At 70.3% G+C, this 25696-nt stretch carries 20 protein-coding genes; 5 read left to right on the forward strand and 15 right to left on the reverse strand.

What is annotated here, in order from left to right; translation table 11 throughout:
- Window positions 1-120 precede the first annotated feature (120 nt).
- Window positions 121-1494: an MFS transporter gene (locus tag PV396_RS11895; RefSeq protein WP_319203434.1), complete on the forward strand. Its 1374-nt coding sequence runs from the start codon at window positions 121-123 to the stop codon at window positions 1492-1494.
- 35 nt (window positions 1495-1529) lie between these two features.
- Here the strand turns inward: PV396_RS11895 and PV396_RS11900 are convergent, their stop codons facing one another.
- Window positions 1530-4739 (reverse strand): glycosyl hydrolase family 95 catalytic domain-containing protein, encoded by a 3210-nt coding sequence (locus PV396_RS11900; RefSeq protein WP_319203436.1) that lies wholly within the window; start codon window positions 4737-4739, stop codon window positions 1530-1532.
- 243 nt (window positions 4740-4982) lie between these two features.
- Between PV396_RS11900 and PV396_RS11905 the strand changes: the two genes are divergently transcribed.
- Window positions 4983-5735 carry a sulfite exporter TauE/SafE family protein gene (locus tag PV396_RS11905; protein WP_319203438.1) on the forward strand — a complete coding sequence of 251 codons (753 nt, stop codon included), beginning with the start codon at window positions 4983-4985 and terminating at the stop codon, window positions 5733-5735.
- 122 nt (window positions 5736-5857) lie between these two features.
- Here PV396_RS11905 and PV396_RS11910 read toward each other — a convergent pair whose 3' ends face one another.
- A complete protein-coding gene (locus PV396_RS11910) occupies window positions 5858-6850 on the reverse strand; it encodes an aldo/keto reductase (protein WP_319203440.1) in 993 nt (330 codons plus the stop codon).
- Window positions 6851-6970: 120 nt separating this feature from the next.
- Here PV396_RS11910 and PV396_RS11915 point away from each other — a divergent pair, with 120 nt between their 5' ends.
- Entirely contained in the window at window positions 6971-7606 is a 636-nt protein-coding gene (locus PV396_RS11915; protein WP_319203442.1) for a TetR family transcriptional regulator, read from the forward strand.
- Window positions 7607-7795: 189 nt separating this feature from the next.
- Here the strand turns inward: PV396_RS11915 and PV396_RS11920 are convergent, their stop codons facing one another.
- The 12 genes from PV396_RS11920 to PV396_RS11975 all read right to left on the reverse strand — a co-directional run bounded on the left by PV396_RS11920 (window position 7796) and on the right by PV396_RS11975 (window position 21636).
- On the reverse strand, window positions 7796-9265 hold the full coding sequence (locus tag PV396_RS11920) for a CoA transferase (protein ID WP_319203444.1): 1470 nt from the start codon (window positions 9263-9265) through the stop codon (window positions 7796-7798).
- Complete coding sequence (locus PV396_RS11925) at window positions 9262-10713, reverse strand: aldehyde dehydrogenase family protein (RefSeq protein WP_319204080.1); 1452 nt, start codon at window positions 10711-10713, stop codon at window positions 9262-9264. Before PV396_RS11925 ends, PV396_RS11920 begins: the two co-directional genes overlap by 4 nt.
- A gap of 33 nt (window positions 10714-10746) precedes the next feature.
- Window positions 10747-12282 carry an aldehyde dehydrogenase gene (locus PV396_RS11930; RefSeq protein ID WP_319203446.1) on the reverse strand — a complete coding sequence of 512 codons (1536 nt, stop codon included), beginning with the start codon at window positions 12280-12282 and terminating at the stop codon, window positions 10747-10749.
- Between the two features lie 24 nt (window positions 12283-12306).
- Window positions 12307-13551, reverse strand: a complete 1245-nt coding sequence (locus PV396_RS11935; protein ID WP_319203448.1) for an NAD(P)/FAD-dependent oxidoreductase — start codon at window positions 13549-13551, stop codon at window positions 12307-12309.
- Between the two features lie 19 nt (window positions 13552-13570).
- Window positions 13571-13894 (reverse strand): 2Fe-2S iron-sulfur cluster-binding protein, encoded by a 324-nt coding sequence (locus tag PV396_RS11940; RefSeq protein ID WP_319203450.1) that lies wholly within the window; start codon window positions 13892-13894, stop codon window positions 13571-13573.
- Between the two features lie 65 nt (window positions 13895-13959).
- Window positions 13960-16254 carry a CoA transferase gene (locus tag PV396_RS11945; protein ID WP_319203452.1) on the reverse strand — a complete coding sequence of 765 codons (2295 nt, stop codon included), beginning with the start codon at window positions 16252-16254 and terminating at the stop codon, window positions 13960-13962.
- Window positions 16254-17057, reverse strand: a complete 804-nt coding sequence (locus tag PV396_RS11950) for an enoyl-CoA hydratase/isomerase family protein (protein ID WP_319203455.1) — start codon at window positions 17055-17057, stop codon at window positions 16254-16256. The genes PV396_RS11945 and PV396_RS11950 overlap by 1 nt, the downstream gene beginning before the upstream one ends.
- The gene (locus PV396_RS11955) at window positions 17054-17467 is read right to left on the reverse strand and encodes an OB-fold domain-containing protein (protein WP_319203457.1); all 414 of its coding nucleotides are present in this window, start codon (window positions 17465-17467) and stop codon (window positions 17054-17056) included. Before PV396_RS11955 ends, PV396_RS11950 begins: the two co-directional genes overlap by 4 nt.
- 7 nt (window positions 17468-17474) lie before the next feature.
- Window positions 17475-18611, reverse strand: a complete 1137-nt coding sequence (locus tag PV396_RS11960) for a thiolase family protein (protein ID WP_319203460.1) — start codon at window positions 18609-18611, stop codon at window positions 17475-17477.
- 204 nt (window positions 18612-18815) lie between these two features.
- On the reverse strand, window positions 18816-19676 hold the full coding sequence (locus PV396_RS11965; RefSeq protein WP_319203462.1) for an SDR family NAD(P)-dependent oxidoreductase: 861 nt from the start codon (window positions 19674-19676) through the stop codon (window positions 18816-18818).
- Complete coding sequence (locus tag PV396_RS11970) at window positions 19673-20920, reverse strand: cytochrome P450 (protein ID WP_319203464.1); 1248 nt, start codon at window positions 20918-20920, stop codon at window positions 19673-19675. The genes PV396_RS11965 and PV396_RS11970 overlap by 4 nt, the downstream gene beginning before the upstream one ends.
- Window positions 20921-20967: 47 nt before the next feature.
- Complete coding sequence (locus PV396_RS11975) at window positions 20968-21636, reverse strand: GntR family transcriptional regulator (protein WP_319203467.1); 669 nt, start codon at window positions 21634-21636, stop codon at window positions 20968-20970.
- Between the two features lie 193 nt (window positions 21637-21829).
- On the opposite strand from PV396_RS11975, the gene PV396_RS11980 reads away from it, so the two are divergent.
- Window positions 21830-22792, forward strand: a complete 963-nt coding sequence (locus PV396_RS11980) for an NADPH:quinone oxidoreductase family protein (protein ID WP_319203470.1) — start codon at window positions 21830-21832, stop codon at window positions 22790-22792.
- A 347-nt stretch (window positions 22793-23139) separates the two neighbouring features.
- Complete coding sequence (locus PV396_RS11985) at window positions 23140-23727, forward strand: 3'-5' exonuclease (RefSeq protein WP_319203472.1); 588 nt, start codon at window positions 23140-23142, stop codon at window positions 23725-23727.
- Between the two features lie 82 nt (window positions 23728-23809).
- Here the strand turns inward: PV396_RS11985 and PV396_RS11990 are convergent, their stop codons facing one another.
- Window positions 23810-25669, reverse strand: a complete 1860-nt coding sequence (locus tag PV396_RS11990) for a ricin-type beta-trefoil lectin domain protein (protein WP_319203474.1) — start codon at window positions 25667-25669, stop codon at window positions 23810-23812.
- Window positions 25670-25696: the final 27 nt, after the last annotated feature.

The raw sequence follows: 25696 nt of genomic DNA on the forward strand, positions 1-25696 counted from the left end.
GATCCGTCACAGTAGTGGGCTCGTACGACTGTGATGCCCAGGGGTGTCCTCATGGGCCTGCGGCCTGCAGGATCGGCGTCACGGCGGTGACACGACTGCGCGAAGGAGCCTCGTCCCCCTATGACACAGCACACCACGGCCTGGCGCACGACCTGGGCCCTGCTCGGCTTCATGCTGGTCAACTTCGCCGACAAGGCCGTGATGGGCCTGGCCGCGCAGCCGATCATGGACGATCTCGGGCTGACCCGCGAGGAGTTCGGCACAGCCTCGGCGGCCTTCTTCGCCCTGTTCAGCGTGTCGGCTCTGGCGATGTCGTACCTGACGCGGAAGGTCCCGACGACCGTGCTGCTGCTCGTCCTGGCACTGCTGTGGGCGGCCGCCCAACTGCCGATGCTGTGGTCGGCGGCCGGATTCGGCACGCTGGTGGCCACCCGTGTACTGCTCGGAGCCGCCGAGGGACCGGCCACACCATTGGCCACCCATCATCTGCACGGCTGGTTCGAGCAGCGCGAGCGCACCCTGCCCACCGCCGTGCTGCTGACCGGCGCCGCCGCCGGGGTGGCTGTCGCCGCGCCCACGCTCACCCTGGTCATCGACCGCTTCGGCTGGCGGTGGGCCTTCGGCGTGGTCGGGCTGTCGGGCCTGGTGTGGGCCGGGTACTGGGCTCTGCGCGGCGCCGAGGGCCCGTACGCGCCGGGCTCGCCGGGCTCGCCGGAGAGCAAAGACGCGGGCACGGTCCTCGTCCCCTACCGGCGCATCCTGCTGTCGGGCACCTGGCTCAGCGCGGCACTCGGCGCGTTCGCCGCGTACTGGATGCTCAGCGCCGGCCTGACCTGGATGCCGGACTATCTGGAGGAGGTCGCCGGTCTGAGCCTGCACCAGGCCGGAACCGTGGTGACCCTCGCGGCACTGGCCAACGGCGTGGTCCTGGTGGGCCACGGACTGCTGGCCCGTCGCAGGACCCGGCCACCACTCGGCGCGGGCACCGGAGCGCTGATGTGCCTGGCCGCCGGCGCGGTGGCCCTGTTCGCCCTCACCGACGCCGTCTGGCTCAAGGTGCTGCTGATGCTCGGCCCCATGGCGCTGGCCAACGTCATCATGACCGTGGCCCAGACCGCCTGCGCCCGGATCACACCCGCACCCCAGCGCGGCGCCGTGCTCGGCGCACTGGCCTTCGTCTACGCCCTCGCCGGAGTGCTGTCACCCCTGACCGTCGGCCGGATCGTCGACACCGCCGCCACCGTGGAAGCCGGGTACCGGGCCGCGTTCCTGGTGACAGCCGCACTGCTCGCCGTCACCGGACTGCTGGCCGTATGGCGGCTGCGCCCCGAACGCGAGGACGGCGGCTGGCGGACGGAAGACCCGACGCGGACCGGCCGTCCTGGACCCTCGACGCGGCTCCAGAGGCCACGAGCGGATCAGGAACGGCCCGCTGAACGACAGCACAACAGACGCCGGCGCCCACCAGGAAACCGCCGCCGCGAGGCGTCATGACCCCGTGGCTGCCGCCTGCCTCCCCTTTGCCGCCGTCAGGACTTGATCGGCTTCACCTTCCTGTCCACGCCGTTCACCCGCACGGTGATGTCCCCTCTCTTCCGCGCCCGGTCTGCGACGATCCTGTAGGACGTGACCTTCCCGTCCCGCCATGCACAGCTGACCTCGTAGCCGCCGCGGGCGCGGAGCCCAGTGAAGGAACCCTTGGCCTTCCAGGCGTCGGGCAGGGCCGGCAGCAGGTGGACGACGTCGTCGTGGCTCTGCAGGAGCATCTCGGTCACGGCGCCGGAGATGCCGAAGTTGCCGTCCATCTGGAAGGGCGGGTGGTTGCAGAACAGGTTGGGCAGCGTGTTGTACGTCAGCAGTCCGCGCAGCATGATCTGGGCGCGTTGCCCGTCGCCGAGGCGGGCGAAGAGGGCCGCCCGCCAGGGCCAGGTCCACGAGCGGCGACTGTCACCCGACACCGTCGCGGCCGTGAACGGAACACCTTCCTTCTCGCCGCACCGGGCCTTGAGCGAGACGAGGGCGGCGGCCGCGAAGTCGGGTGTCTTCGGTGTGATCTGGCGACCCGGGTAGACCGCGAAGAGGTGTGAGGTATGGCGATGGATGTCGGTCGGGCTGTCGATGTCCTCCTGCCACTCCTGCAACTGGCCCCACTTGCCGATCTTGTTCGGCGCGAGTCGTTCCTGCATGTCCGCGACCCTGGCGCGGTAGGCGGGATCGGTCCTGAGCACCGCCTCGCAGTCGAGGTAGTTCTGGAACAGGTCCCAGATGATCTGCTGGTCGTACATGACGCCGTCCTCGCGCGGCCCGTGCTCGGGGGACCAGCCGTTCGGCGCGACGAGCAGTCCGTCCTCGCGCTCCTTGAGGTGGTCCTCCCAGAACTCGCAGATCTCCTTGATCATCGGATACGCGACGGTACGGAGGTATTTCTTGTCCTGGGTGAACGCCCAGTGTTCGTAGAGGTGTTGTGCGTACCAGGCGCTCGCGACGGTGTTCCACTCCCACGAATTGCCGCCGAAGATGCTCTGGCTGGTGCGGGCGGTCCAGCCGCGTGTGTCCTTTCCGAAGGCGTTGCGGGTCGCCACGCGGCTGGGCACCGCCACCTGCTTGATGAACTCGACGAGTGCTTCGTGGGACTCCGGCAGGTTCGTCGTCTCGGCGCCCCAGTAGTTCATCTGGATGTTGATGTTGGTGTGGTAGTCGGAGGCCCAGGCCGGTGAGTTGCTGTCGTTCCACAGGCCCTGGAGGTTGGCGGGCAGGCCGCCCGGGCGCGAGGAACTGATCAGCAGGTATCGGCCGTAGTCGAACATCGCCTGTTCGAGGGTCGGGTCCTCCGCACCCGACGCGTAGCGCGCGAGCCGGGAGTCGGTGGGCAGGGCGATGACGGCGTCGTCGGATGTGCCCCAGTCGACGGAGACGCGGTTCATGAGCGCACGTGTCTCTGCGGTGTGCTTCTCGCGCAGTTTCCGGTAGGACTGGGCGCTCGCCTTGTCGAGTGTCCTGGCGATGACCGGTTCGGGATCGGTGCCGCGCCATCCGGCGGCGGCGTCGAGCCTGTAGTCGGTGCGGGCGTCGAGCAGCAGGGTCAGGCTTGTGCAGCCGCTGAACCGGAGGGCCGGTCCGTCGGCGCGGAAGTCGCCGTCGGTGTCCACGACCTGGACGGTGCACGCGTGCTTGAGGCCGTTGCCCATGACTCCGCTGAAGGCGATCCGCCGGGCGTCGGCGTCGACGGCCGTCGGAGCACCCTGTTGTGCGGATGTCAGGGAGATGGCGCCGGAGAGTCCCTTTTCGGTGTCCGACGTGTACCGGAAGACGATGACGTCTGCGGACCGGCTGGCGAAGGCCTCCCGCCGGACGCGCCGCCCCGGCGTCCCGAAGCGGGTGACATGGACGCCCTTTTGGAAGTCCAGGGAGCGCTGGTAGTCGACGAACGTGCGCTGCGTTCGCGTGTCGAACCCCCTGCCTTCCAGTACGACTTCGGCGATCTGGAAACCGGTGGACGCCTCGCCGGGAGTGAACGTGAGCCGGTAGGCGCGGTAGGCGGTGCTGTTGGTGATGCGGAACGTCCGGCTCTCACCGCGGCCGGCGAAGGGCGCGCCGGGGTTCTGCGTGTCGAGCGTCACCCAGGCCTGCCCGTCCTGCGACGCGTCGAGCGTCCATTGGCGTGGGTCGTCCTGCGGACGGTCCGGGGCGGCAGTCAGCGTGTACGAGGTGACGGCGACCGCGCGGGGCAGGTCGGCCTGCCAGACGACGGCGGGTGCGGCGTCGGCGACCCGCCAGACGGTGGCCGGATCGCTGTCCGCCGAGGAGGAGATGTCAGTGGCCCGGGATCCGGCCCCGGCCCGCGATCCCTCGGAGTGCCCGCTCGGCGACGACAGGTACAGCGCGCCGCCGCCGAGGTCGACGCCGGTCAGACCGATCTCGCTCACCTGGAAGTGGCTGACGCCTGCCTTGGGGACGAAGTCGAACCGGTAGAAGCGGTACGACCCGCTGGTGGCGCAGGTGAACTCCTTCGTCTGGAAACGGCTCTCGAAGGGCGCCGCCAAGGTCCGGCTGTCCAGCGCGGTCCAGTCGGCGCCGTCGGCGGAACCGGACAGGGTCCACTCCTGCGGGTCGCGCTGCGGCACATCGTTGGCGCTCGTCAGACGGTAGGAGGCGACCGCGACGGGCTCGGGAAGCTCGACCTGCCATTGCACCCTCGAACCGGGCCCGTCGATGCACCACTTGGTGCTCGCGCTGCCGTCGTACGACATCTCCACGCCCTCCGATCCGGAGGTGCGGTACGGCCCACCGGGAGCGGTGACCTTCGCACGGTCGGCGAACGTGACGACGACGTCGCCGAAGTTCAGGTACGAGCCGAAGCCGGTCATACCGGTGTCGAAGTCACTGTCGGGCTTGCCCGCGAGCGCGTTGTCGTAGTTGTTGACCCCGCCCCACAGACTCTGCTCGTTGAACTGGATGCGCTCCTGGTCGGGGTCGGCGAACAGCATGGCGCCGAGACGGCCGTTGCCGATCGGCAGGGCCTGGGACTGCCAGTCCAGCGCGGGGACCGAGTACTTCAGCGCCTTGCGCGAGAGGGTCGGCCACCGGCCTGCCGCCGACGCGGCCGAAGCGGCCGAAGCGGCGGCGAAGGCCGGCCCCGCAGGGGTGCCGCCGGCCGGCTGAGTGATCAGGGGCGCGAAGGCGAGGGCGCCACCGAACTTCAGGACGCTTCTACGCTGCGGGTGGGACGCATGGGGCACGGCAAGATCTCCCAGCCATGGGTGTCGACACAGGGGAAGTGGAACCTCTTCGAGTCCTCCGAGGAACACGTCATCTTTGCCGCGACATAGATGGGATGTCTATAGGGCTACAGCGTCAACTCACGCAGTTTTTCCCGGAGTAGACGGCAGAGAAGGGAGCGGATCTCTCAATACATCGGATGTTGAGCCATTTTGGCTGACTGGGGGCGCATACTTCAGGCCGAACGGATGGAAGGACGAGGCGTGGACATCTGGCAGGCCGTGGCCATCACGGTGGCCGCCATAGCGGCTGGGGCCCTCAATGCGGTGGTCGGTTCGGGGACTCTCATCACCTTCCCGACCCTGCTCGCCTTCGGATACCCGCCCGTCCTGGCCAACGTGTCGAACAACCTCGGCCTCATCCCCGGCGTCCTGAGTGCCGCCTACGGCTATCGCCGCGAGCTCGAGGGCCAACGGCGCCGTCTGGTCCGCCTCGGTCTCGCCTCGGCCACCGGCGGACTGCTGGGGGCGCTGTTGCTGCTGGAACTCCCGGCCGACGCCTTCGAGTCGGTGGTGCCGCTGCTCATCCTGGCCGCCTGTGTGCTGATCCTTCTCCAGCCCCGCCTCAACCGCCGACTGCGCGAGAAGCCCTCCGACCGAGAGAACGGCGGCCCGGCGGTATGGCTGGGTGTAGCGGCGACGGGCGTCTACGGAGGCTATTTCGGCGCCGCCCAAGGTGTCCTGCTGATAGGCCTGCTCGGCAGCTTCCTGCACGACAGCCTGCGGCGGCTCAACGCCACCAAGACCGTGCTCGCGGCGATCGTCAACAGTGTCGCCGCCCTCGTGTTCCTGACGGCGACCGACATCGACTGGACCGTTGCCGGTCTGATCGCCGTCGGCTCGACACTGGGCGGAGTGCTCGGCGCCCGACTGGGCCGCAGGCTGCCTCCGACCGCGCTGCGCGTCATCATCCTCACCGTCGGCATCACCGCGGCCGTAGCCATGACGGTGCGCTGACTCCCCGTCGGATCGTCTCGTCCACGCGGGATTCGCCGCCGTGACGAGGCTGTGTCGGGATCCGCTGAGGGGCGTCGGAAACACTGACGGCCGAACGCCCCTCCGGCAGGTTCGACTCGGAGTCAGTCGGTCGACATCGTGGCCAGCATGGCGGCCGGGTACCGGCTTCCCGCCGACCCCTGGGGAAGGATCTGCCTGATCTGCTCGAGGTCGGCGTCGGTGAGTTCGACGTCGGCCGCGGCGGCGTTCTCCGCCAGGCGGTCGGCGTTGCGGGTGCCGGGGATCGGGACCACGTCGTCGCCCTGGGCGAGCAGCCAGGCCAGCGCGAGCTGGGCGGCGGTGATGCCCTTGGCCGCGGCGAGCTTCTGGAGCTGCTCGGTGGCGTTCAGGTTGTACGTGAAGTTGTCGCCCTGCCAGCGCTCGTCCCAGCTGCGCATGTCGTCCGCCGAGTACTCGGCGGCGGGCTTGACCACGCCGGTCAGGAAGCCGCGGCCCAGCGGGGAGTACGGCACCAGGCCGATGCCCAGCTCCCGCACGACCGGCAGGATCTTCTCCTCCACTCCCCGTTCGAAGAGCGAGTACTCGGACTGCAGGGCCGTGACCGGGGTGACGGCGTGGGCACGGCGGATGTACTGCGGGCCGACGTTGCTCAGACCGAAGTACTTCACCTTGCCCTCGGCGATCAGCTCGCCGACCACGCCCGCGACCTCGTCGGCCGGCACGTCGGGGTCGGCCGCGTGCTGGTAGAAGAGGTCGATGTAGTCGGTCCGGAGATAGCGCAGGCTGTTCTCGGCGACCTTGCGGATGTTCTCCGGGCGGCTGTCGAAGCCGGCGCCGATCTGCTGCGCGGTCATGTCGAAGCCGAACTTGGTGGCCAGGACCACCTCGTCGCGGAAGCCCCTCACGGCGTTGCCGAGCAGGATCTCGTTGCTGCCGGTGCCGAGGCCGTACAACTCGGCGGTGTCGAAGAAGTCGATGCCGAGTTCATGGGCGCGGCGGATGGTGGCGGTGCTCTCGTCGTCGTTCGAGGAGCCGTAGGCGACGGTCATTCCCATGGTGCCGAGGCCGAGCGCGGAGACGCGCAGGCCCTGGGAGCCGAGGTCGCGGTGCTGCATGAGTTTTCTCCAGACATGAGTGCCAGCCCGGCAGCGATCCAAACCGAACTGTTTGGTTTGAGCCTAGACCTCGGTCGCCATAATTCCAAACCAAACAGTTCGGCCCCTTATCCTGGCCGTATGCCTCGTTCGACCTCGACCGACTCGACCTCCGAGCCCGCCGCTCCGGACAGTGCCGACTCCACCCGTGAGCGGATCGTCGCCGCCGCCACGGACGAGTTCGCCCGCCACGGAATCGCCGGTGCCCGGGTGGACCGCATCGCCAAGCAGGCCAATACCAGCAAGGAACGCGTCTACGCGTACTTCCGAGGCAAGGAGGCGCTCTACGCCCATGTCTCCCTGCGCGAACTGATCCGGGTCGCGGAGGCCACCCGCATGGACCCGGCCGATCTGCCGGGCTACGCGGGTCGCATGTTCGACCACTTCACCGTCACCCGCCCCGACCACCACCGTCTGATCACCTGGGGGCGCCTCGAACTCGCCGACACCGACGCCCCGTCCGGCGCCGAAACCATCCGGGAGACCGTCGCCCGCAAGATCGACCAGTTGCGCGAGGCACAGCGGGCGGGGCAGCTCGCTCCGGAGTGGGACCCGGTCGACGTCCTCGCCCTGGTCAACCAGATCGCCACCACCTGGGCGGCCCAGACCGAGATCGGCGCCGTAGCGGCGGAACAGGCGGCGGATCCGTCCCTCGCCGCTCGCCGCGCCGCCCTGGTCGCCGCCGTCGAACGTCTCTTCCCCCGCGTCACGCGGTGAGGCGACCCGTGCCCGTGACAGCCCCCGCGACAGCGTGCACGCGGCGACGGGCGCCCGGAGGCACGTGCCACGCTCCGCGCGGAAGCCGCGGCGGGCCCCCGAGGGGTGCCGTGAAGGCGGCGGCGCCGGGCCCGCCGTGGCCCGCTTTCACGCCCGTCCAGCCGTCGGACGAGCGCGAGCGAACCGGGATCAACCCGTGGTGCACCACACAGGCGCGGAAGAGCCTGCCGCTTCGAACGGGCGCTCCCAGAACAGCGGGGTCTCCTCGACCGCCACGGGGAACCGGAGCCGCTTCACCGGACGGCCGTCACCACTGACCTGGACGCGGTCCTCGTACGGCCCGTCGAGCGGCAGCCGGATCTCCGGTTCCTCCGCGACGTGGCCCGCGCCGACCAGCATCGCGGCGGTCCGGGCGAGGGAGAGCCGGGAGACGGAGCCCTCACCTGTTGCCACTCTCCGCGTCAGGCCCCGGATCGCGGCTGCGGCGATCTGGTAGCCGGTGGCGAAGTCGAGTGCCTCGACGGGCAGATGACGGGGACGGTCGGCGTCGACCAGCCGGCCGAGCGCGTTGATCGGCGTCCTGTGCTCCGGGTCGGCGAGAGCCCAGGCCGTCGTCGCGTCGGCGAGGCCGCTGCTGTACTGCACCAGGGTGTCGAAGCCTCTGCGGTCCTTCCAGGGGCCCGTCCAGCCGTACGCGTTGAGCGCCACTTCCACCAGGCCGGGCCGTACGGCGGCCCTGACCGCGGGGGCGACCAGGCTGTCCAGTCCGCCGGGGCGGTATCCGTGGACGAGCACGTCCGCCTCAGCCAGGAGTTCGAGGAACCGCTCCCGGCCGTCCGGGGTCCGCACGTCGAGGAGCGCCCACCGCTTGCCCAGCATGATGTCGCTGCCCCGCCCGAAGACCCCGCTGCTCTCGTCCGAGCCGGGACGGTCGAGACGCAGCACCTCGGCGCCGCAGGCCGCCAGGAACCGGGTCCCCATGGGTCCGGAGATGACCCGGGTCAGGTCGAGCACACGGATGCCGGCCAGGGGGCGTCCCGGCGTCGGCTTCCAGGTGTCGTCGCCCGTGTCGCCGCTCTCGATGCGCACGACGGGCTCCGTGGCCACAGCGCGACCCTGGGCGTGGCCGCGCCATTCCTCGACCGAGCGACTGACGGCGACAGCGGCGCCCGCGTCGACCAGGAACCGCTCGATGTCCTCGGCGGGGTGCCTGCGGATCTCCGCCTCGAACGCGGCCGTGTCCTCAGCCGTGCCGAGTGCTCGCGCGATACGTGCACGCAGGGTCGGGAACGTCGCCTGCACGCGCAGCCACCGGTCGTCGGCCGTCTGGAACTCGCACATCCAGGTGTGCGGAACGCCTTGCCGGGCCGACGGATCGAGGGGCTGGGAAGGACCGACCGGCAAATCGAACCAACCGCTGGCGAGGGCTCGGTCCACCCGAACTTCCGGTCCCCCGGCGCCAGTTGTGGCGACGAGTTCGCTGAGGGCCAGTCCGGCGGCGGCGAACGACGCCGCGGCCAGGTCGGTGACCGCGAAGGGGGACCGCAGCGCGCCCTGTCCCTCGAAACGGACACGGTCCAGCGCCTCCTTCTCTCCGCCGAGCGAGTCCCAGATGTCCGCGAGGAGACTCCGCGCGACCGGGAAGTCAGGAACGTTCATGGCGTCGCCCTTCCTGTTGCCGCCGGCGCCGGAAGGTGCAGCGCCTTCGCCTGGAGGAACTCCTCCAGACCATGGACGCCCAGTTCACGGCCGTTGCCGGACTGCTTGTACCCGCCGAAGGGAGCGATCAGGTTCAGTCGGGCGCCGTTGATGTGGACCATCCCGGTGTCCAGACGGCGAGCGAAGGCCACGGCCCTTTCCTCACTGGCCGAGAACACCGCTCCCGACAGGCCGTACAGCGAGTTGTTCGCGATCCGCAGGGCGTCCTCCTCGTCCGCGTACGGCAAGAGGACGATGACCGGGCCGAAGATCTCCTCCCGGGCGATGGTCATGTCCTCGGTGACGTCGGCGAAGACGGTGGGGCGGACGTAGTAGCCGGTGGGCAGGCCGTCCGGCGGTTCGACGCCGCCGGTCACCAGCCGGGCGCCCTGGTCGATGCCCTCGGCGATGTGGGCGCGGACCCGGTCGCGCTGGGCCGCGGAGGCGACCGGGCCGACCTGGGTCCGCTCGTCGGCGGGATCGCCGACCACGGTGCTCTCGGCCGCCTCGCGGGCCACTTCCACGGCACGCTCGTAGGAGTCCCTGTGGACGAGCATCCGGGTCCATGCCGTGCAGGTCTGGCCCGAGTTGCTCAGGACGTTGGCCACGCCCGCGCGGACCGCGGAGTCCAGGTCGGCGTCCGGCAGGATGACGTTGGCGGACTTGCCGCCGAGTTCCAGGGCGACCTTCTTGACGGTGGCCGCCGCGAGTTCGCCGATGCGCTTGCCGGCGCGGGTCGACCCGGTGAACGAGACCATGTCGACGTCCGGGTGGGCGACCAGTGCCTCCCCGACGACGGAGCCGGTGCCGGGCACGAGGTTGAAGACACCCGCGGGGAGACCGGCCGCGTCGAGGACCTCGGTGAGGAGGTAGGCGTCGAGCGGGGTCACCTCGGACGGCTTGAGCACGACGGTGCACCCAGCGGCCAGCGCCGCCGCCACCTTGGCGACGACCTGGTGCAGCGGGTAGTTCCAGGGGGTGATGGCGGCGACGACGCCGACCGGTTCCTTGACGACCAGCGAGGTGGTGACGCGCTCCTCGAACTCGTACGTCTCCAGCAGCCGTACGTACGATTCGGCGACCGCGACGGGCAGTCCCGCCTGGACCCGCTCCGCGAGTCGCCGGGGTGCGCCCATCTCCGCGGTGACGGTGGTGGCGATCTCGTCGGCCCGCTCCACCAGACCTCGGTGGAGCCGGTCCAGGAAGACCCCGCGCTCGGCCGGGGTCGTACGGGACCAGGCGGGCAGTGCCGCGCGGGCGGCGGCGACGGCGGCATCGACGTCCTTGGCCGTGGCGGCCGGCACGGTGGCGACGACCTGTTCGGTGGCCGGGTTGACCACCTCGGTCACCTGGTCGTCGGAAGGGCTGCGCCAGGCGCCGTCGATGTAGATGTGCTGGTGTTCGAGCACGGTGATCAAGCTCTCTTTCTCCGGTGCCACGGCTCAGTGGCGGCCGAACAGCTGCGGGTTGCCCTCGTCGATCCAGACGGACTTGGTCTCGGTGTAGTCGTCGAGCGCGTCTGGGCCGAGTTCGCGGCCGATGCCGGACTGCTTGAACCCGCCGAAGGGCACCGCGTAGTGGACGACGCGGTAGGCGTTGACCCAGACCGTGCCCGCGCGCAGCCGCCTCACCATGCGGTGGGCGCGGCCGACGTCCCGGGTCCACACGGCGGCCGCGAGACCGAAGTCGACGTCGTTGGCGAGCCGCGCCGCGTCGTCCTCGCCGCTGAACCGCACGACACCGGCGACGGGCCCGAAGATCTCCTCCTGGGCGAGCCGCGAGGAGTTGTCGACTCCGGCGAAGACGGTCGGCCGGACGAACAGGCCGCGCGCCAGTTCCGTGGTGGAGGTGTCCCGTACGCCACCCGCCGCCAGCCGGGCACCCTCGGACTGCCCGATGCCGACGTAGTCGAGGACCTTGTCGAACTGGTTGCGGCAGGCGAGCGGGCCCACGTCGGTCGCCGGGTCGAGCGGGTCGCCGAGGACCAGCTTGTCCGCGGCGGCCGACAGGGCGTCGACGAACTCTTCGTACACGGCGTCCTCGACCAGCACCCGGGAGCCGGCCATACAGGTCTGCCCGGTCGCCGCGAAGATGCCGCCCATGACGCCGTGCACGGCGTTGTCGAGGTCGGCGTCGGCGAAGACGATGTTGGGTGACTTCCCGCCCAGTTCCAGGGTGACCCGCCCGACCCGGGGGGCGGCGGCGCTGAGCATGGCCTTGCCCGCCGCCGTGGAGCCGGTGAACGCGATCTTGTCGACGCCGGGGTGTCCGGCCAGCGCGGCGCCGGTCGGCTGCCCGAAGCCGGTCACGACGTTGACGACCCCCTTGGGGAAGCCGGCCCGCTCGCAGAGTTCGGCCAGCCGGAGGGTGGACGTGGGGGTCACCTCGGACGGCTTGATGACGAGGGTGCAGCCAGCCGCGAGCGCTGGGAACAGCTTCCACGACAGCAGGGTCAGGGGTGAGTTCCACGGGGTGATCGCCGCGACGACGCCGACCGGTTCGGGCACGGTGTACGCGGTGAAGCCGGGGTGGGCGGGGAGGGTGGCGCCGTGGTGGTTCTCCGCGAGGCCCGCCACGTAGCGGGCGTGGGCCGCCATCGCGCGCGCACCCGGCAGCATCTCGCTGAGGAGCTTGCCGTTCTCGTGGACCTGGGCGACCGCCAGCTCCTCGGCGTGCTCCTCGACGAGGTCGGCGAGCCTGCGCAGCAGTCCGGCGCGGAGCGAGGCGGGGGTGCGGGACCAGCCGTCCTCGTCGAAGGCCCGGCGGGCCGCGCGTACGGCCCGGTCGACGTCCTCGGCGGTGGCGGCGGGGACGCGGCCCCAGGAACGGTTCTCGTAGGGGTCGACGCAGGAGAAGGTCTCGCCGCCGGAGGCGGGGACCCACTCGCCGTCGATGAGCATCAGGTAGTCGCGGTCCAGCCCGGCCGGAAAGCGCTCCGGGCCCGAGGAGGCCGCCGGGGCCGCCGTCTGGTCTGTCATGTCTCGGTTTCCCATCTGAGTGGTTCAGAGCAGTTGCTTGAGGGGGACCGACATGTCCCGGAGTGCCTCCGGGGCGACCCGCGCACGTGCCGCGACCAGCTTTCTGGCGGCGGTGAAGTCCCGTGGGCTGCCGATCACGTCCGCGGCGCGGACCTGGCCGTCCTTGAGGTAGAAGGCCGCGAAAGAACGTCCGGCCTCGGTGGTGCCGCGCACGACGACGTCGTCATAGCCGGTGGACAGGCCCGTGGTCTGCAGTTTGACGTCGTACTGGTCGGACCAGAACCACGGGACGGCGGTGTACGGCTGTGGGTTCCCGGTCACGGTGGCGGCGGCGGTCCGCGCCTGTTCGGAGGCGTTGGGCACCGACTCCAGCCGTCGGCGTCCGCCGTGCTCGCCACAGGGGTGGCTGGTGCAGTCGCCGATGGCGAGGACGGCGGGATCCTCGGTACGGCAGTGCTCGTCGACGACGATGCCGTTGTCGACGGCGAGGCCCGCCCGCTCGGCGAGTTCGGTGGCGGGGACCAGGCCGATCCCGACGAGGACGATGTCGGTGTCGATCCGCTCGCCGCTCTTCAGCTCCACGGCGGCCACCGAGCCGTCGGGGGCGAAGGCGAAGCCGGTCACCGCGGTGTCGACGCGGATGTCCACGCCCTCCTCGGTGTGCACCCGCTGGTAGAACGCGGAGACCTGAGGCGCGGTCACCCGGGCCAGGACGCGGGGCAGTGCTTCGAGGACCGTCACGTCCAGACCGAGCCGGCGGGCGACCGCGGCCACTTCGAGGCCGACGTAGCCGCCGCCGACGACGGCCAGCCGTGCGCCCGGCACGAAACGGGGCCGCATGGCGGTGACGTCGGCGAGGGTCCTGAGGTAGTGGACGTTGGGCGCGTCGTCGAGTCCGGGGACGGGCAGTCTGCGCGCCCGTCCGCCGGTGGCGAGCACCAGGTGTCCGTACGGCAGCCGCTCGCCGTCGGCGAGGACCACCTGGCGGGCGGCCCGGTCGATCGCGGTGACCCGGGTGCCGGTGCGCAGGTCGATGCCCTGCTGCTCGTACATGGCGGGCGGCCGGATGTACAGGTCCTCGGCTGTGGCCTTGCCGGAGAGGTACGCCTTGGACAGCGGCGGGCGGGCGTACGGGTGTCCGGGTTCCTCGCCGAGGAGGGTCACCGGGCCCTGGTGGCCGGCCATGCGCAGGGCGGCGACGAAGTCCGCGCCGGCCTGACCGGCGCCGACCACGACCACGCGGTCGTTCGCGATGGGTTCTGTCTGCATGATGTGCTCCGACCGGGTGCTACTTCTGGGTCCTGGGGACGTGGACGACGATGCCGTCCAGCGAGGCGTCCAGCGTGATCTGGCAGCACAGTCGGCTGGCGTCGGTGGGTTCCTCGGAGGTCGCCTCCAGCATGTCCTCCTCGTCCTGCGACCGCGCGGGCAGCGCCCCGAGCCACTGCTCGTCGACGAAGACATGGCAGGTGGCACAGGACAGCTCGCCACCGCATTCGGCGACGATTCCCGGGACCAGGCCGGCGGTGGCGGCCTGCATGACGGTGGCTCCGTCGGCGGCTTCGGTCTCCTGCTTGGTTCCGTCCGGGCGGACGAACACGACACGGGGCATGGCGGTCTCCTGAGCGGGGTGTGGGTACGGGGTACGGGGTGCGGGAGGGGGGAGGGCGGGGAGGGTCAGCGGGGGGACGGCGGTCGCGCGGTGCCGGCCACGAGTTCGTCGAGGGCGTCGTCCGTCAGATGCCCGGCGTTCTCGCCGAGCGCCGGGGCGTGTGCCGGGTCGGGCGGGGTGTGGCCGTGCAGGATCAGGGGGAATCCCTTCAGCCACTCCGGGGCGCGCAGTGCCGCTCGGCGCTCGCGGTAGCGGGGGTCGCGTGCGCGGTCCGCGGCACTGTTCACGGGTACGGCCGGGACACCCGCGCGGCGGAGTTCCGCCACGGCCGTGTCCCGGGGGCGCCGGGCAGTCCACTCCGAGATCACGGCATCGACGGTGTCCTGGTGGTTCAGCCACCAGTCCTCCGGCTCATGTCCGGGCAGTGCGGTGATCACCTCGGCCAGCGCCCGCCGATGACCGGCGTTCGTGCAGGCGATCGCCAGCCAGCTGTCGGGCTCCGCTGTGGGGTAGGTGTCGTGCGGAGTGGCGCCGGGTCGGCGGTTGCCGTCCGGTGCGGGCGTACGGCCCGTCCAGACGTACTCGCCGAGCTGGTCGGCCAGGGTCCAGGCGACGGCCTCCCGCTGCGAGATGTCCAGATGGATGCCGCGCCGGCCGCTGGTGACGGCGTCCGCGACCAGGGCGGCGCCGATGAACGACACCACCTGGTCCGGGTAGTTGACGTCGCCACCCGACCACATGGGCCGCTCCCCCGGGTAACCCGTGACGGCCGCGAGCCCGGAGAGCAGATCCAGCGTCGAGCCGAAGGAGCCGTACGCGGCCTCGGGTCCGAAGACGCCCTGGCTCGAGAGGGAGAGATAGACCAGGTCGGGGTTGAGCCGATGGACGGTTTCGTAGTCGATGCCCATCCGGGCCGTCACGCCCACACGGAAGTTCTCCACGAGGACATCGGCCCTGCGGATGAGCTCGTGGGCCGTGGCCCGGCCCGCTGCCGTCTTCAGGTCGAGGCTCAGGCCGCGCTTGCCCGCGTTGTTGGAGGCGAACATCGGGGACGGCGGGGGCGGACCGCCGTCCGCCTGTTCGGCGCTGCCCGGCATCACCCATTTACGGAACGGGTCCGGGCGGCCGTGCGACTCGATCTTGATGACGGTCGCCCCGTAGTCGGCGAGCAGCCGACTGGTGGCCGCCCCGGCGGTGATGGTGCCGAAGTCGAGGACGACCAGGCCGTCCAGGGGCAACGCGGCTGGGGCCGGGAGCGGTGTGCGTACCGGGGCCGGTCGCGGCGGGACGGTGAGGCTGCCGTCGTGTTCGCCCAGCCGGGGTGCCGGCGCCGGGGTCGGGGACACGCCGGGCACGGTCCACGGAAGGCCGACCACGGGAGCGTCCCTGCGCCGACTGCCGGGCGGGAGGACGAAGCCCCGGGCGCGGAGCTGTTCGTCGGCCAGCAGGTCCTCGGCGTCGGCGGCATGGCCGAAGGGCAGTCCGAGGCGCTGGGCCTCGGTGTAGAGCTCCACGGCCTCGCGACTCGCGGCCGCTTCGGCGATCACGCCCCACCATTCCTCGGAGCGGCCGGCGCGCTGCTCGGGGTCGTCGAGGCCGGGTGCGCTCAGGCGCGGATCGCCGAAGAGCTCGACGACAGCCGGCCACTGCTGCGCCTGGAAGATCACTCCGACCCAGCCGTCCTTGGCCCGCACCACGCGCCAGCCGCCCTGTGAGGAGCCCGCGCGCTTCGGGACTCCCCCGCCGAGGTCGTGGAGGACGTCGCTCTTCCAGTCCATGTAGGCGGCGACATCGCTGAGAGCGACCTCGACGAGGTCCCCGCGTCCGGTGCGGTCGCGGTCGCGGAGGGCGAGCATGGCGCCGTACAGGCCGACGAACGCGGCCGAGTGGGCGGCCTGTTCACCGCCGAGGCCGAGCGGACGCCGGTCCGGCTCACCGATCATGGTGGCGAGTCCGCCGTACGCCTCCGCCAGGAGGCTGTCACCCACGCTCTCGGCGTACTCCCCCGTCAGCCCGAAGGCGGTGAGCGAGACGATGACCAGCCGGGGGAACCGTTGCCGAAGGCTGTCGACGTCCAGTCCCTGCGCGGCGGCCGCGGCCGGTGAGAGGTCGGTGATCAGCACGTCGGCGTCGGTCAGCGGGCTTGTCTCGCCGGCCGTGAGCTGCTCGGTCCTCAGTACGGCGCTGCGCTTTCCGGCGCCCAGAGCCGCGAAGGTGAACTCCCTGGCCCGCAACGGCGCCCCGGTGGGTGGCTCGCACAGCAGTACGTCGTGTCCGAGGGCGGCGAGCAGGCGTCCGCACGCCGCTCCCGCGACCGACTCGGTGACCTCGACCACCCGGAAGGTGCGCTGCCCGGACATCAGCCCTGCCCCGGGTTGCGCTCGCCGGCCCGGAACCGGCCCAGGCCCTCGGCCAACGCGGTGCTGCGGGACCGCAGTTCGGCGGCGACCTCATGGCCGTAGGCGATGGCCTCGGTCCACTCGGAGATCTCGCCGGGGATCTTCCACAGGGCCTTCTTCGACCATTCCAGCGCGGTGGCGTCGAAGGAGGCGACACGTTCGGCGAGAGCCGTGACCGCGGTGTCGAGTTCCGTCAGGGGAACGGAGAGATTGACCAGGCCCCACTCGGCCGCGGTGGTGCCGTTCACGCGTTCGGCGGTGAGCACCAGCCAGGCCGCGTGCTTCGGCTGCAGCCGCAGTTGGGCGGCGGGCCCGGCGAGGGTCGGGTAGAGGCCGAAGCCGATCTCCGGCATCCCGATCAGGGCCTCGTCGGCCGCGACGGCCAGATCGGCGACGTTGATCAGGGTCGAACCGCCGCCGAGGGCGGTGCCGTTGACCGCGGCGATGACGACGGCGGGGTGGTCGCGGATCTCCTCCTGTACGGCCGCCCACTCGCTGCGCCGGTCGAGTTCCGCGTCCCCGGTGCTGACATCGCCCTCCTTGAGGTCGACGCCGGCGCAGAAGGCGGGGCCGTTGCCGGTCATGACGATCACCTTGGACCGGCCACGGCACTCGTCGAGGGCGCGCACGATGCCGACGCGTGCGGCACGGTTCATGGCGTTGCGCTTGGCGGGACGGTTGAAGGTGATGCGGGAGACGCCGTTGTCCTGGTGCTCGAGCAGGACGACCTCTTCGGTCGCGGGGGCGGTCATGGGAGCGGTCATGGGGTGACCACCTTGAACTTCGGGATGGCCCGGTCGTCGGAGAGCTGCTCGAAGACGACCTCGAGGGGCATCCCGCACTCCAGGTTCTCGGGCGGGTCGACGAGGGTGGTCATCAGGTACGGCCCTTCCTCCAACCGCACGAAGGCCACCAGGTAGGGCACCTCGTCGGCGAAGGCGGGGAAGTACTTCTGGTGCATGACGATCCAGGACCACAACGTGGCCCTGCCGCCGGCCGCGCGCCACTCGAAGTCCGTGCCGAGGGTCACCGGGTCGACCGGGGCCTCGGGGAAGCGAGGGGTGCCGGATTCGCCGTACTGGAGGCGGAGTTCACCCGCGAGGGTGCCTTCCCAGAAGCCGCGGTTGGCGTCTGTGACCGGCGGGAGCATCTCGAGGAGTTTCTGGTTGTCCATGGGTGGCTCACTCCCCGACCAGGACGTGTGAGGTGACGATGGGTGAGGCGCAGATGTACTGGGCGACGTCGCAGTCCGGCACCTGGCGGGGGCCGGCCTCGCCACGGATCTGGCGTACGGCCTCGACGTGGTGGCCCCAGCCCTGCATGTAGCTCTCGCCGGTGTGCCCGCCGGCCGTGTTGACCGGCATCTCGCCGTCGCGGGCGATACGGTCCGGGCTCGCCCACTTCCAGGCCTCGCCGCGCGGCGCGTGGTCGAAGCCCTCCAGGCTGAACAGGACGGTGGGGGTGAAGTTGTCGTAGATCTGCAGGCAGTCCATGTCCTGCGGGCCGTAGCCCGACTCCGCGTACACCCGGCGGGCGACGTCCTGGGAGGCGGAGTGGAAGAAGTCCGTGCTGGTGTAGAAGTTGCCGACGCTGGCCCGCGCCGCGGTGGCCGCCACCCGTACCGGGCGTTTGGCCAGGTCACGGGCCTTGTCCACGGTGGTGAGGATCAGCGCGACACCGCCGTCGTTGATGATGCAGTAGTCGTAGAGGCGCAACGGGTCGGCGATGTGGCGGGAGCCCAGGTACTGCTCCTCGGTGATCTCCTCGCGCATCACGGCCACCGGGTTCAGGGCGGCGTTACGGCGGTTGTTGATGGCGATCGGGGCGAGGGCGCCGTCGGGCACGCCGTAGTCGTGCATGTATCGGCGGTACATCATGGCGACGTACGCGCCCGGGGAGGTCATGCCGTACATCGCGTCGTAGCGGGTGGTGGGGCTGTCGGTGTAGGCGCCGCCGTAAGTCATCTTCACGGAGCGGCCGTTGTTGCCGTACACGCACGCCACCACGTCGGCCTGGCCGGTCTCGATCAGGGAGACGGCGTGCTGGACGGCGACGCCGCTCATCCGGCCCGATCCCTCAAGGGCGTTGATGACACGGGGAGTCGGGATGCCGAGCACATGGGCGCCGTGCTCGTAGTGGATGCGGGCGGTGAGGAGGCCGTCGACCTCGTCCTTGCGCAGGCCGGCGTCGTCGAGGGCGAGGCGCAGGGCCTCGGCGCCGAGGGCGTAGGCGTCTCGTTGGGCGTCCTTGTTGGCATAGAGGGCGCCGAAGTCGGTCTGGCCGACGCCGACGATCGCAACTTGCCTTCGTTCAGGCATGGTTCGGTCCTGGGTTGTGGTCATCCGAGGGAATGACGGGCTGACGCGAGGGGCCGTGAGGCGCGGGTTTCCGCTGCCCGGCCGCCGATCGCGGGAGGGTGAAGGGTGATGCGGAGAAACGAAATGGGGGTGTGCTCGAGCGCCGACTCTCACGCGTCCAGTGGTCTCACGCGTCCAGTGGCGCGGGCGGCGAAGGAGTGCTGCTCAGCCCTGCGAGAAGGGGCACTTCGACGCGTCGCCGGTGCCGTCGTGGGCGTGGTCGTCCGGGCCGTCCAGGAGGGGAAGTGCCTGGATGTCGGCCATGAGGTCGCGCGCGTGCTCCATGGCGAAGGCGCGGCTGTGCGGGTTGGTGGCGATGACCGCGGTGCCCTTGAGCAGACCGTCGAAGGCTGCCGCGGCCACCTCGGCGGGCTCCTGGGCGAAGGGTTCGATGGCGGCCGCCGCGTGGGGATCGGCGGCGACGAGCGCGCTGATCCGCTCGGTACGGACCCAGCCGGGGGTGAGGAGGGAGACGCCGACGCCGAAGTCCTTCAGGTCGCGGCGCGCGGTGTCGGTGAGGCCGAGCGCGGCGTACTTCGACGTGGTGTACGTGCTCATGGGCATCACATGGGGCGGGACGCCGAGGGAGTGCTCGGAGCCGGTGTTGAGGATGTACGCCGGCCCGCCTCGCGCGGCCGCGTCCTTCAGCAGCGGGGCGAAGGCGTGGACGACGTGGAACATGCCCAGCACGTTCACTTCGAAGGTACGTTTCGCCTGCGCCGGGTCCACGTCCTGAAGCGCACCGGCAACACCGATACCGGCGTTGTTGCACACGACGTTGACCGCGCCGAACCGATCGACAGTGGCCTCAGTCAACTTCTTGACCTGCGAATAGTCCGTGGTGTCGGTCCGCAGCCACTCCGCTGTGGCACCGTCGGCCCGCAGGCTCTCCACCGCCGCGCTCGCGTCCTCGACGTCGGCGATCATCACCCGGGCACCGCGGGCCGCGGCTTCTCGGGCGAGGGCCAGGCCGACGCCGGTGGCGCCGCCGGTCACGACGACGACGGCGTCCGTCAGGGTGCTCATGAGCGGGCCTCCTGCGGGTCGGCCGTGGCGACGGTGACGGTGACGGGCATGGACAGGAGCTTGTTGATGAAGGTGCTCCAGCCGCGTCTGGGCTCGCCGTTCGGGGCGCAGCTGATGCCTCGGCGGTGCATCTCCTCGAAGAGGATCCTGAGTTCGAGCTTGGCGAGGTTCTTGCCGATGCAGTGGTGAGGGCCGTTGCCGAAGGCCATGTGCTCGTTCGCGGTCCGCCGCGGGTCGAAGCGGTGCGGGTCCGTGAAGACCTCCGGGTCACGGTTGGCGGCGGTGAAGAACATCTGGACCAGGTCGCCCTCACGCATCGGCGTGCCGTGGAAGTCGGTGTCCCGGGTCACCGTGCGGGCCATGTTCATGGCCGGGGTGACGAACCGCAGGAACTCGTCGACCAGCCCGTTGAGGTTGCCGACGTCGACGGCCTCGCGGGTGGCGTCGGCGATCCGCGGGTCCTCCAGGATCAGCCGCATCGACTGGGCGATCACCGTGTGCGTCGTCTCGAACCCGGCGACGAGGAGCAGGCTGAGGTAGTGCAGGAACTCGGGATGGCTGATCTCGCCCCGCTCTACGCACTGGGCGAGCACGGTGGCGAAGTCGTCCTGGGGAGCCCGCAGCTTGTCCGTTCGCAGCTGGTCCAGATAGGCGAAGACCTCCGGAAGCAGCGCCATGGTGGACGCGCCGCCGTCGGGCTGCTCCGCGGCGTCGAAGATCGCGAGCGTCCAGTCCACGATGCGCTGACGGTCCTCGTACGGGACTCCCATCACGCGTGCGATGACGCGGGAGGGGATGACGGCCGCCACGTCGTCCACCCAGTTGACGTCGCCGCGGGCGGCGATGTCCTCCAGCACCTCCACGACGATCTCGCGCACCCAGCCGTCGAAGTTGGCGATGACCCGGGGGCCGAAGGACCGGGCGGCGGCCCGGCGCAGCCGGCTGTGCACGGGCGGGTCGTTGTACATGATGTTGTGCCGGAACTCGGTCTCCGACGAGGGAAGACTCGGGAAGAACGGACCCCACCGGGAGCTGAAGAGCTCGGGGTTCCGTTCGACCTCGGCGATGTCCGCGTGCCGGGTGAGGCACCAGAACCCGCCGTTACGGGTGCCCGCCTTCGCGGGCTGCCAGTACAGCCCCGGGAGCTGCCTGACCGCGTCGAACGTCTCATGGGGCACCCGGGAGGCGAAGGTCGCCGGGTCCGACAGGTCCGGTATCGCCGGGGCGACGGTGTCCATACTCATTGCTGCACTTCCTTGTACTCTCGGCCTTTTCGCCGACCCTCGAAGCTTCAGTCGGCGTCCTGCTCCAGCAGAGTCATCGCGACCTTCGCGGACGCCCTGGCCGCGGCGACGTGCCGACGGGCCACCTCCGCCGCGTCGGCGGCGGAACCGCGCCGGATCGCCTCGACGAGATCGGCGTACTCCTGTTTGGTGACGCTCATCCGGCCCGGGGTGGCGGCCGAGACCCGACGCAGGGCGTGGATGCGGCTGTAGAGGCCGCCGAGCAGCTCCGCCAGCATGGGGTTGCGGCAGCCGTCGAGCAGGATCTTGTCGAAACGGTCCAGCACGTCCTTGTTGCCGTCGCCACCCGGGGTCACCTCGTGAGCGACGGAGCCCAGCGCGTCCACCTCCTCCTGAGAGGCCCGCTCGACGAACAGACGCACCGCCAGCGGCTCCAGCTCGGCGCGGATCTCGTAGATCTGCTCGATCTCCTCCTCGCTCGGGATACTCACCCGCAGACCTCGGCTCGGCGACTCCTCGACCAGTCCCTCGGCCTGCAGCCGCCTCAGCGCCTCGCGCACAGACGTACGACTCACGCCGGTCAGCTCGGTGAGCTCCCGCTCGGTGAGTCTGCGGCCAGGCTGCAAGGCGCCGTCCAGGATGGCCGCGCGCAGCGCGTCGACCACCTTGTCCCGTACGAGCTTGTCCTGCTTCACCCGAAGGTCGAGCCCGGCCACGTCACACCTCTGCTTCTTGGGGATGAACTTTGTATGACGGAATACAGAGTGCCGCCGACCGGGTACCGGCGTCAATGGGTCGAAGAGGTCGATGTTCCGCCGCGTCTCAAAACACTCCACCCGCTTTGTCACCACGGTGCCCTTCTGCGACTCTGGCCGACCGATGCGGAAGGTGCGGTTCCGGGAGGTCTCCATGCAGGCATGGCACGTAAGCGTGAGTGGTGAGCCGAGCGATGTGATGCGGCTCGTGGAGGTCGAAAGGCCGGTCCCGGGTGCCGGGCAGGTGCTGCTGAAGGTGCGCGCCGCGAACGTCAACTTCCCCGACGCTCTGCTGTGCCGTGGCCAGTACCAGATCAAGCCACCGTTGCCGTTCACGCCTGGCCTGGAGTTCTGCGGCGAGACCGAGGACGGACGGCGGGTCATCGCCACCCCGGCGCTGCCGCACGGCGCGTTCGCCGAGTACGCGCTCGCCGAGGCCGTCGACGTGTTGCCCGCGCCCGACGCGCTCGACGACGCCGAGGCCGCGGCGCTGCACGTCGGCTATCAGACAGGCTGGTTCGCGCTGCACCGGCGGGCCCGGCTCCGGGCGGGGGAAACCCTGCTGGTCCACGCCGCCGCCGGAGGGGTCGGCAGCGCCGCGGTACAGCTCGGCAAGGCCGCGGGGGCCAGGGTCATCGGCGTCGCGGGCGGGCCGCGGAAGGTCGCCGCAGCGCGGGAACTGGGGTGCGACGTCGTCATCGACCGACTGACAGAGGACGTCGTCGCAGCCGTTCGGGAGGCCACGGGCGGCCAGAGCGCGGACGTGATCTACGACCCGGTAGGCGGCGAGGCGTACGCGCAGTCCACCAAGGTCGTCGCCTTCGAAGGCCGCATCGTGATCGTGGGCTTCGCCGGCGGAACCGTCCCGCGCCCCGCCCTGAACCACGCCCTGGTAAAGAACTACTCCATCCTCGGCCTCTACACCGGCCGCTACCGGACCGAGAACCCCGAACTGGTCCAGCACTGCCACGACCAGCTCACCGAGTTGGCCGCGCGGGGAGCGATCAGGCCGATGGTCAGTGAACGCGTGCCACTGGACGGGGCGGCGGACGCGGTGCAGCGCGTCGCCGACGGCTTGACGGTCGGCCGGTCGGTCGTGCTGACCGGGGATCAGTAGGGTTCAGTCGTGATGGGCGTGACGTCAGTGCTGGGAGGTCGCCGTGTTGTTCGGGTCCCGGACAGGATTCGCTGTGGAGTTCCACGTCGAACACGACCCTCAACTGCTGTGTGTCGACAGCCGACGGGGTTCACCACGCCGTCCGAGGCGTTGCCTTCCGCAGTACCGAGAGTTGGGTGTACGACGACGCCAGTACGGGTACCGCGCCCAGAGCCGAAGCGGCACTCGCACAGTGCGTGTTCCGGGAGTGGGGGGAGTGCACCGACGAGGTGACGGCGTTCGCGTTCTCGCCGCCATCAGGGAGTAATTGAGGTGCCGTACCCGGCTCGTATCCCTACTCTCGGCCCATGCTCCACGAATCCGCCCTGTTGAACGTCATCGATGTGGAAGCCACCTGCTGGGACGGACCGCCGCCGCCCGGGTCGGTCAACGAGATCATCGAGATCGGCCTCACCGTCGTGGACATGACGGCACGGCGCCGGGTGTCCCGGCACCGTGTCCTGGTCCGCCCTTCCCGGTCGGCGGTGAGCGAGTTCTGCACCGAACTGACAGGACTGACCCAAGCCGAGGTGGAACAGGGCGTCACCTTCGCCGAGGCCTGCCGGATCCTCGTCGAGGAGCACGGGGCCGGGGAGCGCCCCTGGGCGAGTTGGGGCGAGTACGACCGTCGGCAGTTCGCCCGGCAGAGCCAGGCCGACGGGGTGGCCTACCCGTTCGGCTACCCGACGGAACGCACCCACACCAACGCCAAGGCCGTGTTCACCACGGCCTACGGGCTGCGCAGGAAACCCGGCATGAGCCACGCCCTGCAGATCGCCGGACTACCGCTCGAGGGACGCCATCACCGGGGCGAGGACGACGCGTGGAACATCGCCGCACTCGTCCTCGATCTGCTGGACCGCGGGGCATGGCCGCTCGCGGCCACCGTCGTATAGAGAGTGTTGCGTATCGTCGGTCACGGCGGACGCCCGGCTGGGCAGCAGGTCCACCCCGCGGCCCAGCCTCGCTTCGTTCGGCTCAACCCCCGCTGGAGGCCGACCACTTCTGGTTAGTGGCGCCCGTGCAGGTCCACAGCTGGACCTTGGACCCGTTCGTCGTGGCCGTGCCGGTCACGTCGAGGCAGAGGCCGGACAGGTCGTTGGTGACGCTGCCGTCCGCGTGGAAGGTCCATTTCTGACTGGCGCCGCCGTTGCAGTCCCAGGTGACGACCTTGGTGCCGTTCGCCGTGCCGTTGCCGAACGCGCCCAGGCACTTGCCCGCGACCTGCAGCTCACGGCTCGCCGAGTACGTGTACTGCTGGTTGGCGCTGCCCGACGTGCAGTCCCAGATGTTCTGCTGGATGCCGTTGGCCGGGTTGCCGGTGTCGTCCAGGCACCGGTTCGAACCCTGGCCGACGATCTGTCCTGCGGCCGTCTGCGCGCCCCGGGTGAAGGTGACCGTGGCGTGGGAGGGCAGCGTGTAGGAGAACGATCCGGCGTTGTTCCACGTGGTGGTGAACGTGGTGGCGGAGGAGTTGTTGTTGTAGGCGACCAGCACCTGGCCGCCGTCGGGGTTCTGGTAGGCCTGCGCCCAGATGCCGCCGCCGTCGCTGTAGCCGATCCGGGTCGCGCCGGGGACGACGAACTTCGAGAACTGGCCGAGCTGGTAGTAGTTGTCGGTGTACGTGGCCTTGCCGGTGGCCTGGTCGACGGTGACCAGGCCGGTGCAGTTGGTGCAGCCGACGCCCATCTTCGGGCCGCCGTTGGTGTCGAGGGCCAGGTTCCACAGCAGGGCGCCGTTGGCCCAGTTGAAGGTGGACTCCAGGGCGAGCTGGGCGGCGTTCATCGGCGCGATGCCGGGGCCGGTGGAGCACTCGCTCTCGTAGAGCCGCTTGTCCGGGTAGGAGTTGTGGATGGTGGTCATCTTGCCGAGGTCGTTCTGGTAGCAGTGCCACGCGGTGCCGTAGATCGCGTCGCGGGCCGCCTGGTTGCCCATCAGCGTGTTGGCGTAGTTGGTGTCCACGTGGTCGGCGTCCCCGGCGAGGATCCTCGTGCCGGAGAGGCCCGCCTGCTGGAGTGCCGGGGCGAGGTTGTCGGCGATGAAGGTCGCCTCGTTGCCCGCGGGCCACAGCATCGCCGAGTACGTGGACGGTGAGATCGTCGGCTCGTTCTGCGGGGTGACGCCCCAGACGTCGACGCCCTTGGCCTTGTACTCCTGGAGGAACTTGACGTAGTACTGCGCGAGCGGGCCGTACATGTCGGAGCGCAGGGTGCCGTTGTTCGTGCCCAGCATCGTGTTCGTGGTCTTCATCCAGGCCGGCGGGCTCCAGTTGTTGGCGAAGAGCTTCATCGACGGGTTGAGCGCCTGGGCCTGCTTGATGATGGGGATGACGTAGGCGTCGTCGTGTGCGGTGGAGAAGTTCGCCAGAGTCGGGTCGGCCACGCCGCCGTTGTCGTCGTAGGAGTAGGTGCCGGGGCTGCCCGCGGGTGTGGCCGTGTAGTCGGAGGAGCCCATCGGTGTCCGCATGAGGGACAGTCCGATGCCGGAGCCGCGGGTGAACAGATCACGCATCACCCGGTCGCGGGTGGTGGCGTTGAGCTTGTTCTGCAGAAGGTACGCGGAGGTGTCGGTGAAGGCGGCGCCGAAGCCGTCGATGGTCTGGAACGACTGGGTGTCGTCCACCTTCAGGTTCACACTGCCCGACGACACCGGCCCGAGGGCGATGCCCGGTTGCGGAGTCAGTGCCTGGCTCAGGTCGGACGTCGTCAGGGTCACACCGATCGTGCTGCTCGCGGCCTGCGCGGGCGCCGCGGCGAGGACCGCCACCCCGCCCGTGACGGCCAGCGTCAGTGCGACGGCCTGAGCGCTCAGTCGGCGCAGCGGTTGTCTCATGGTCATGGAGGTATCCCTGTTCACTTGTTATCG

Origin of the sequence: Streptomyces sp. ME02-8801-2C, from assembly GCF_033793965.1 — a bacterium.
Taxonomy (GTDB): Bacteria; Actinomycetota; Actinomycetes; order Streptomycetales; family Streptomycetaceae; genus Streptomyces.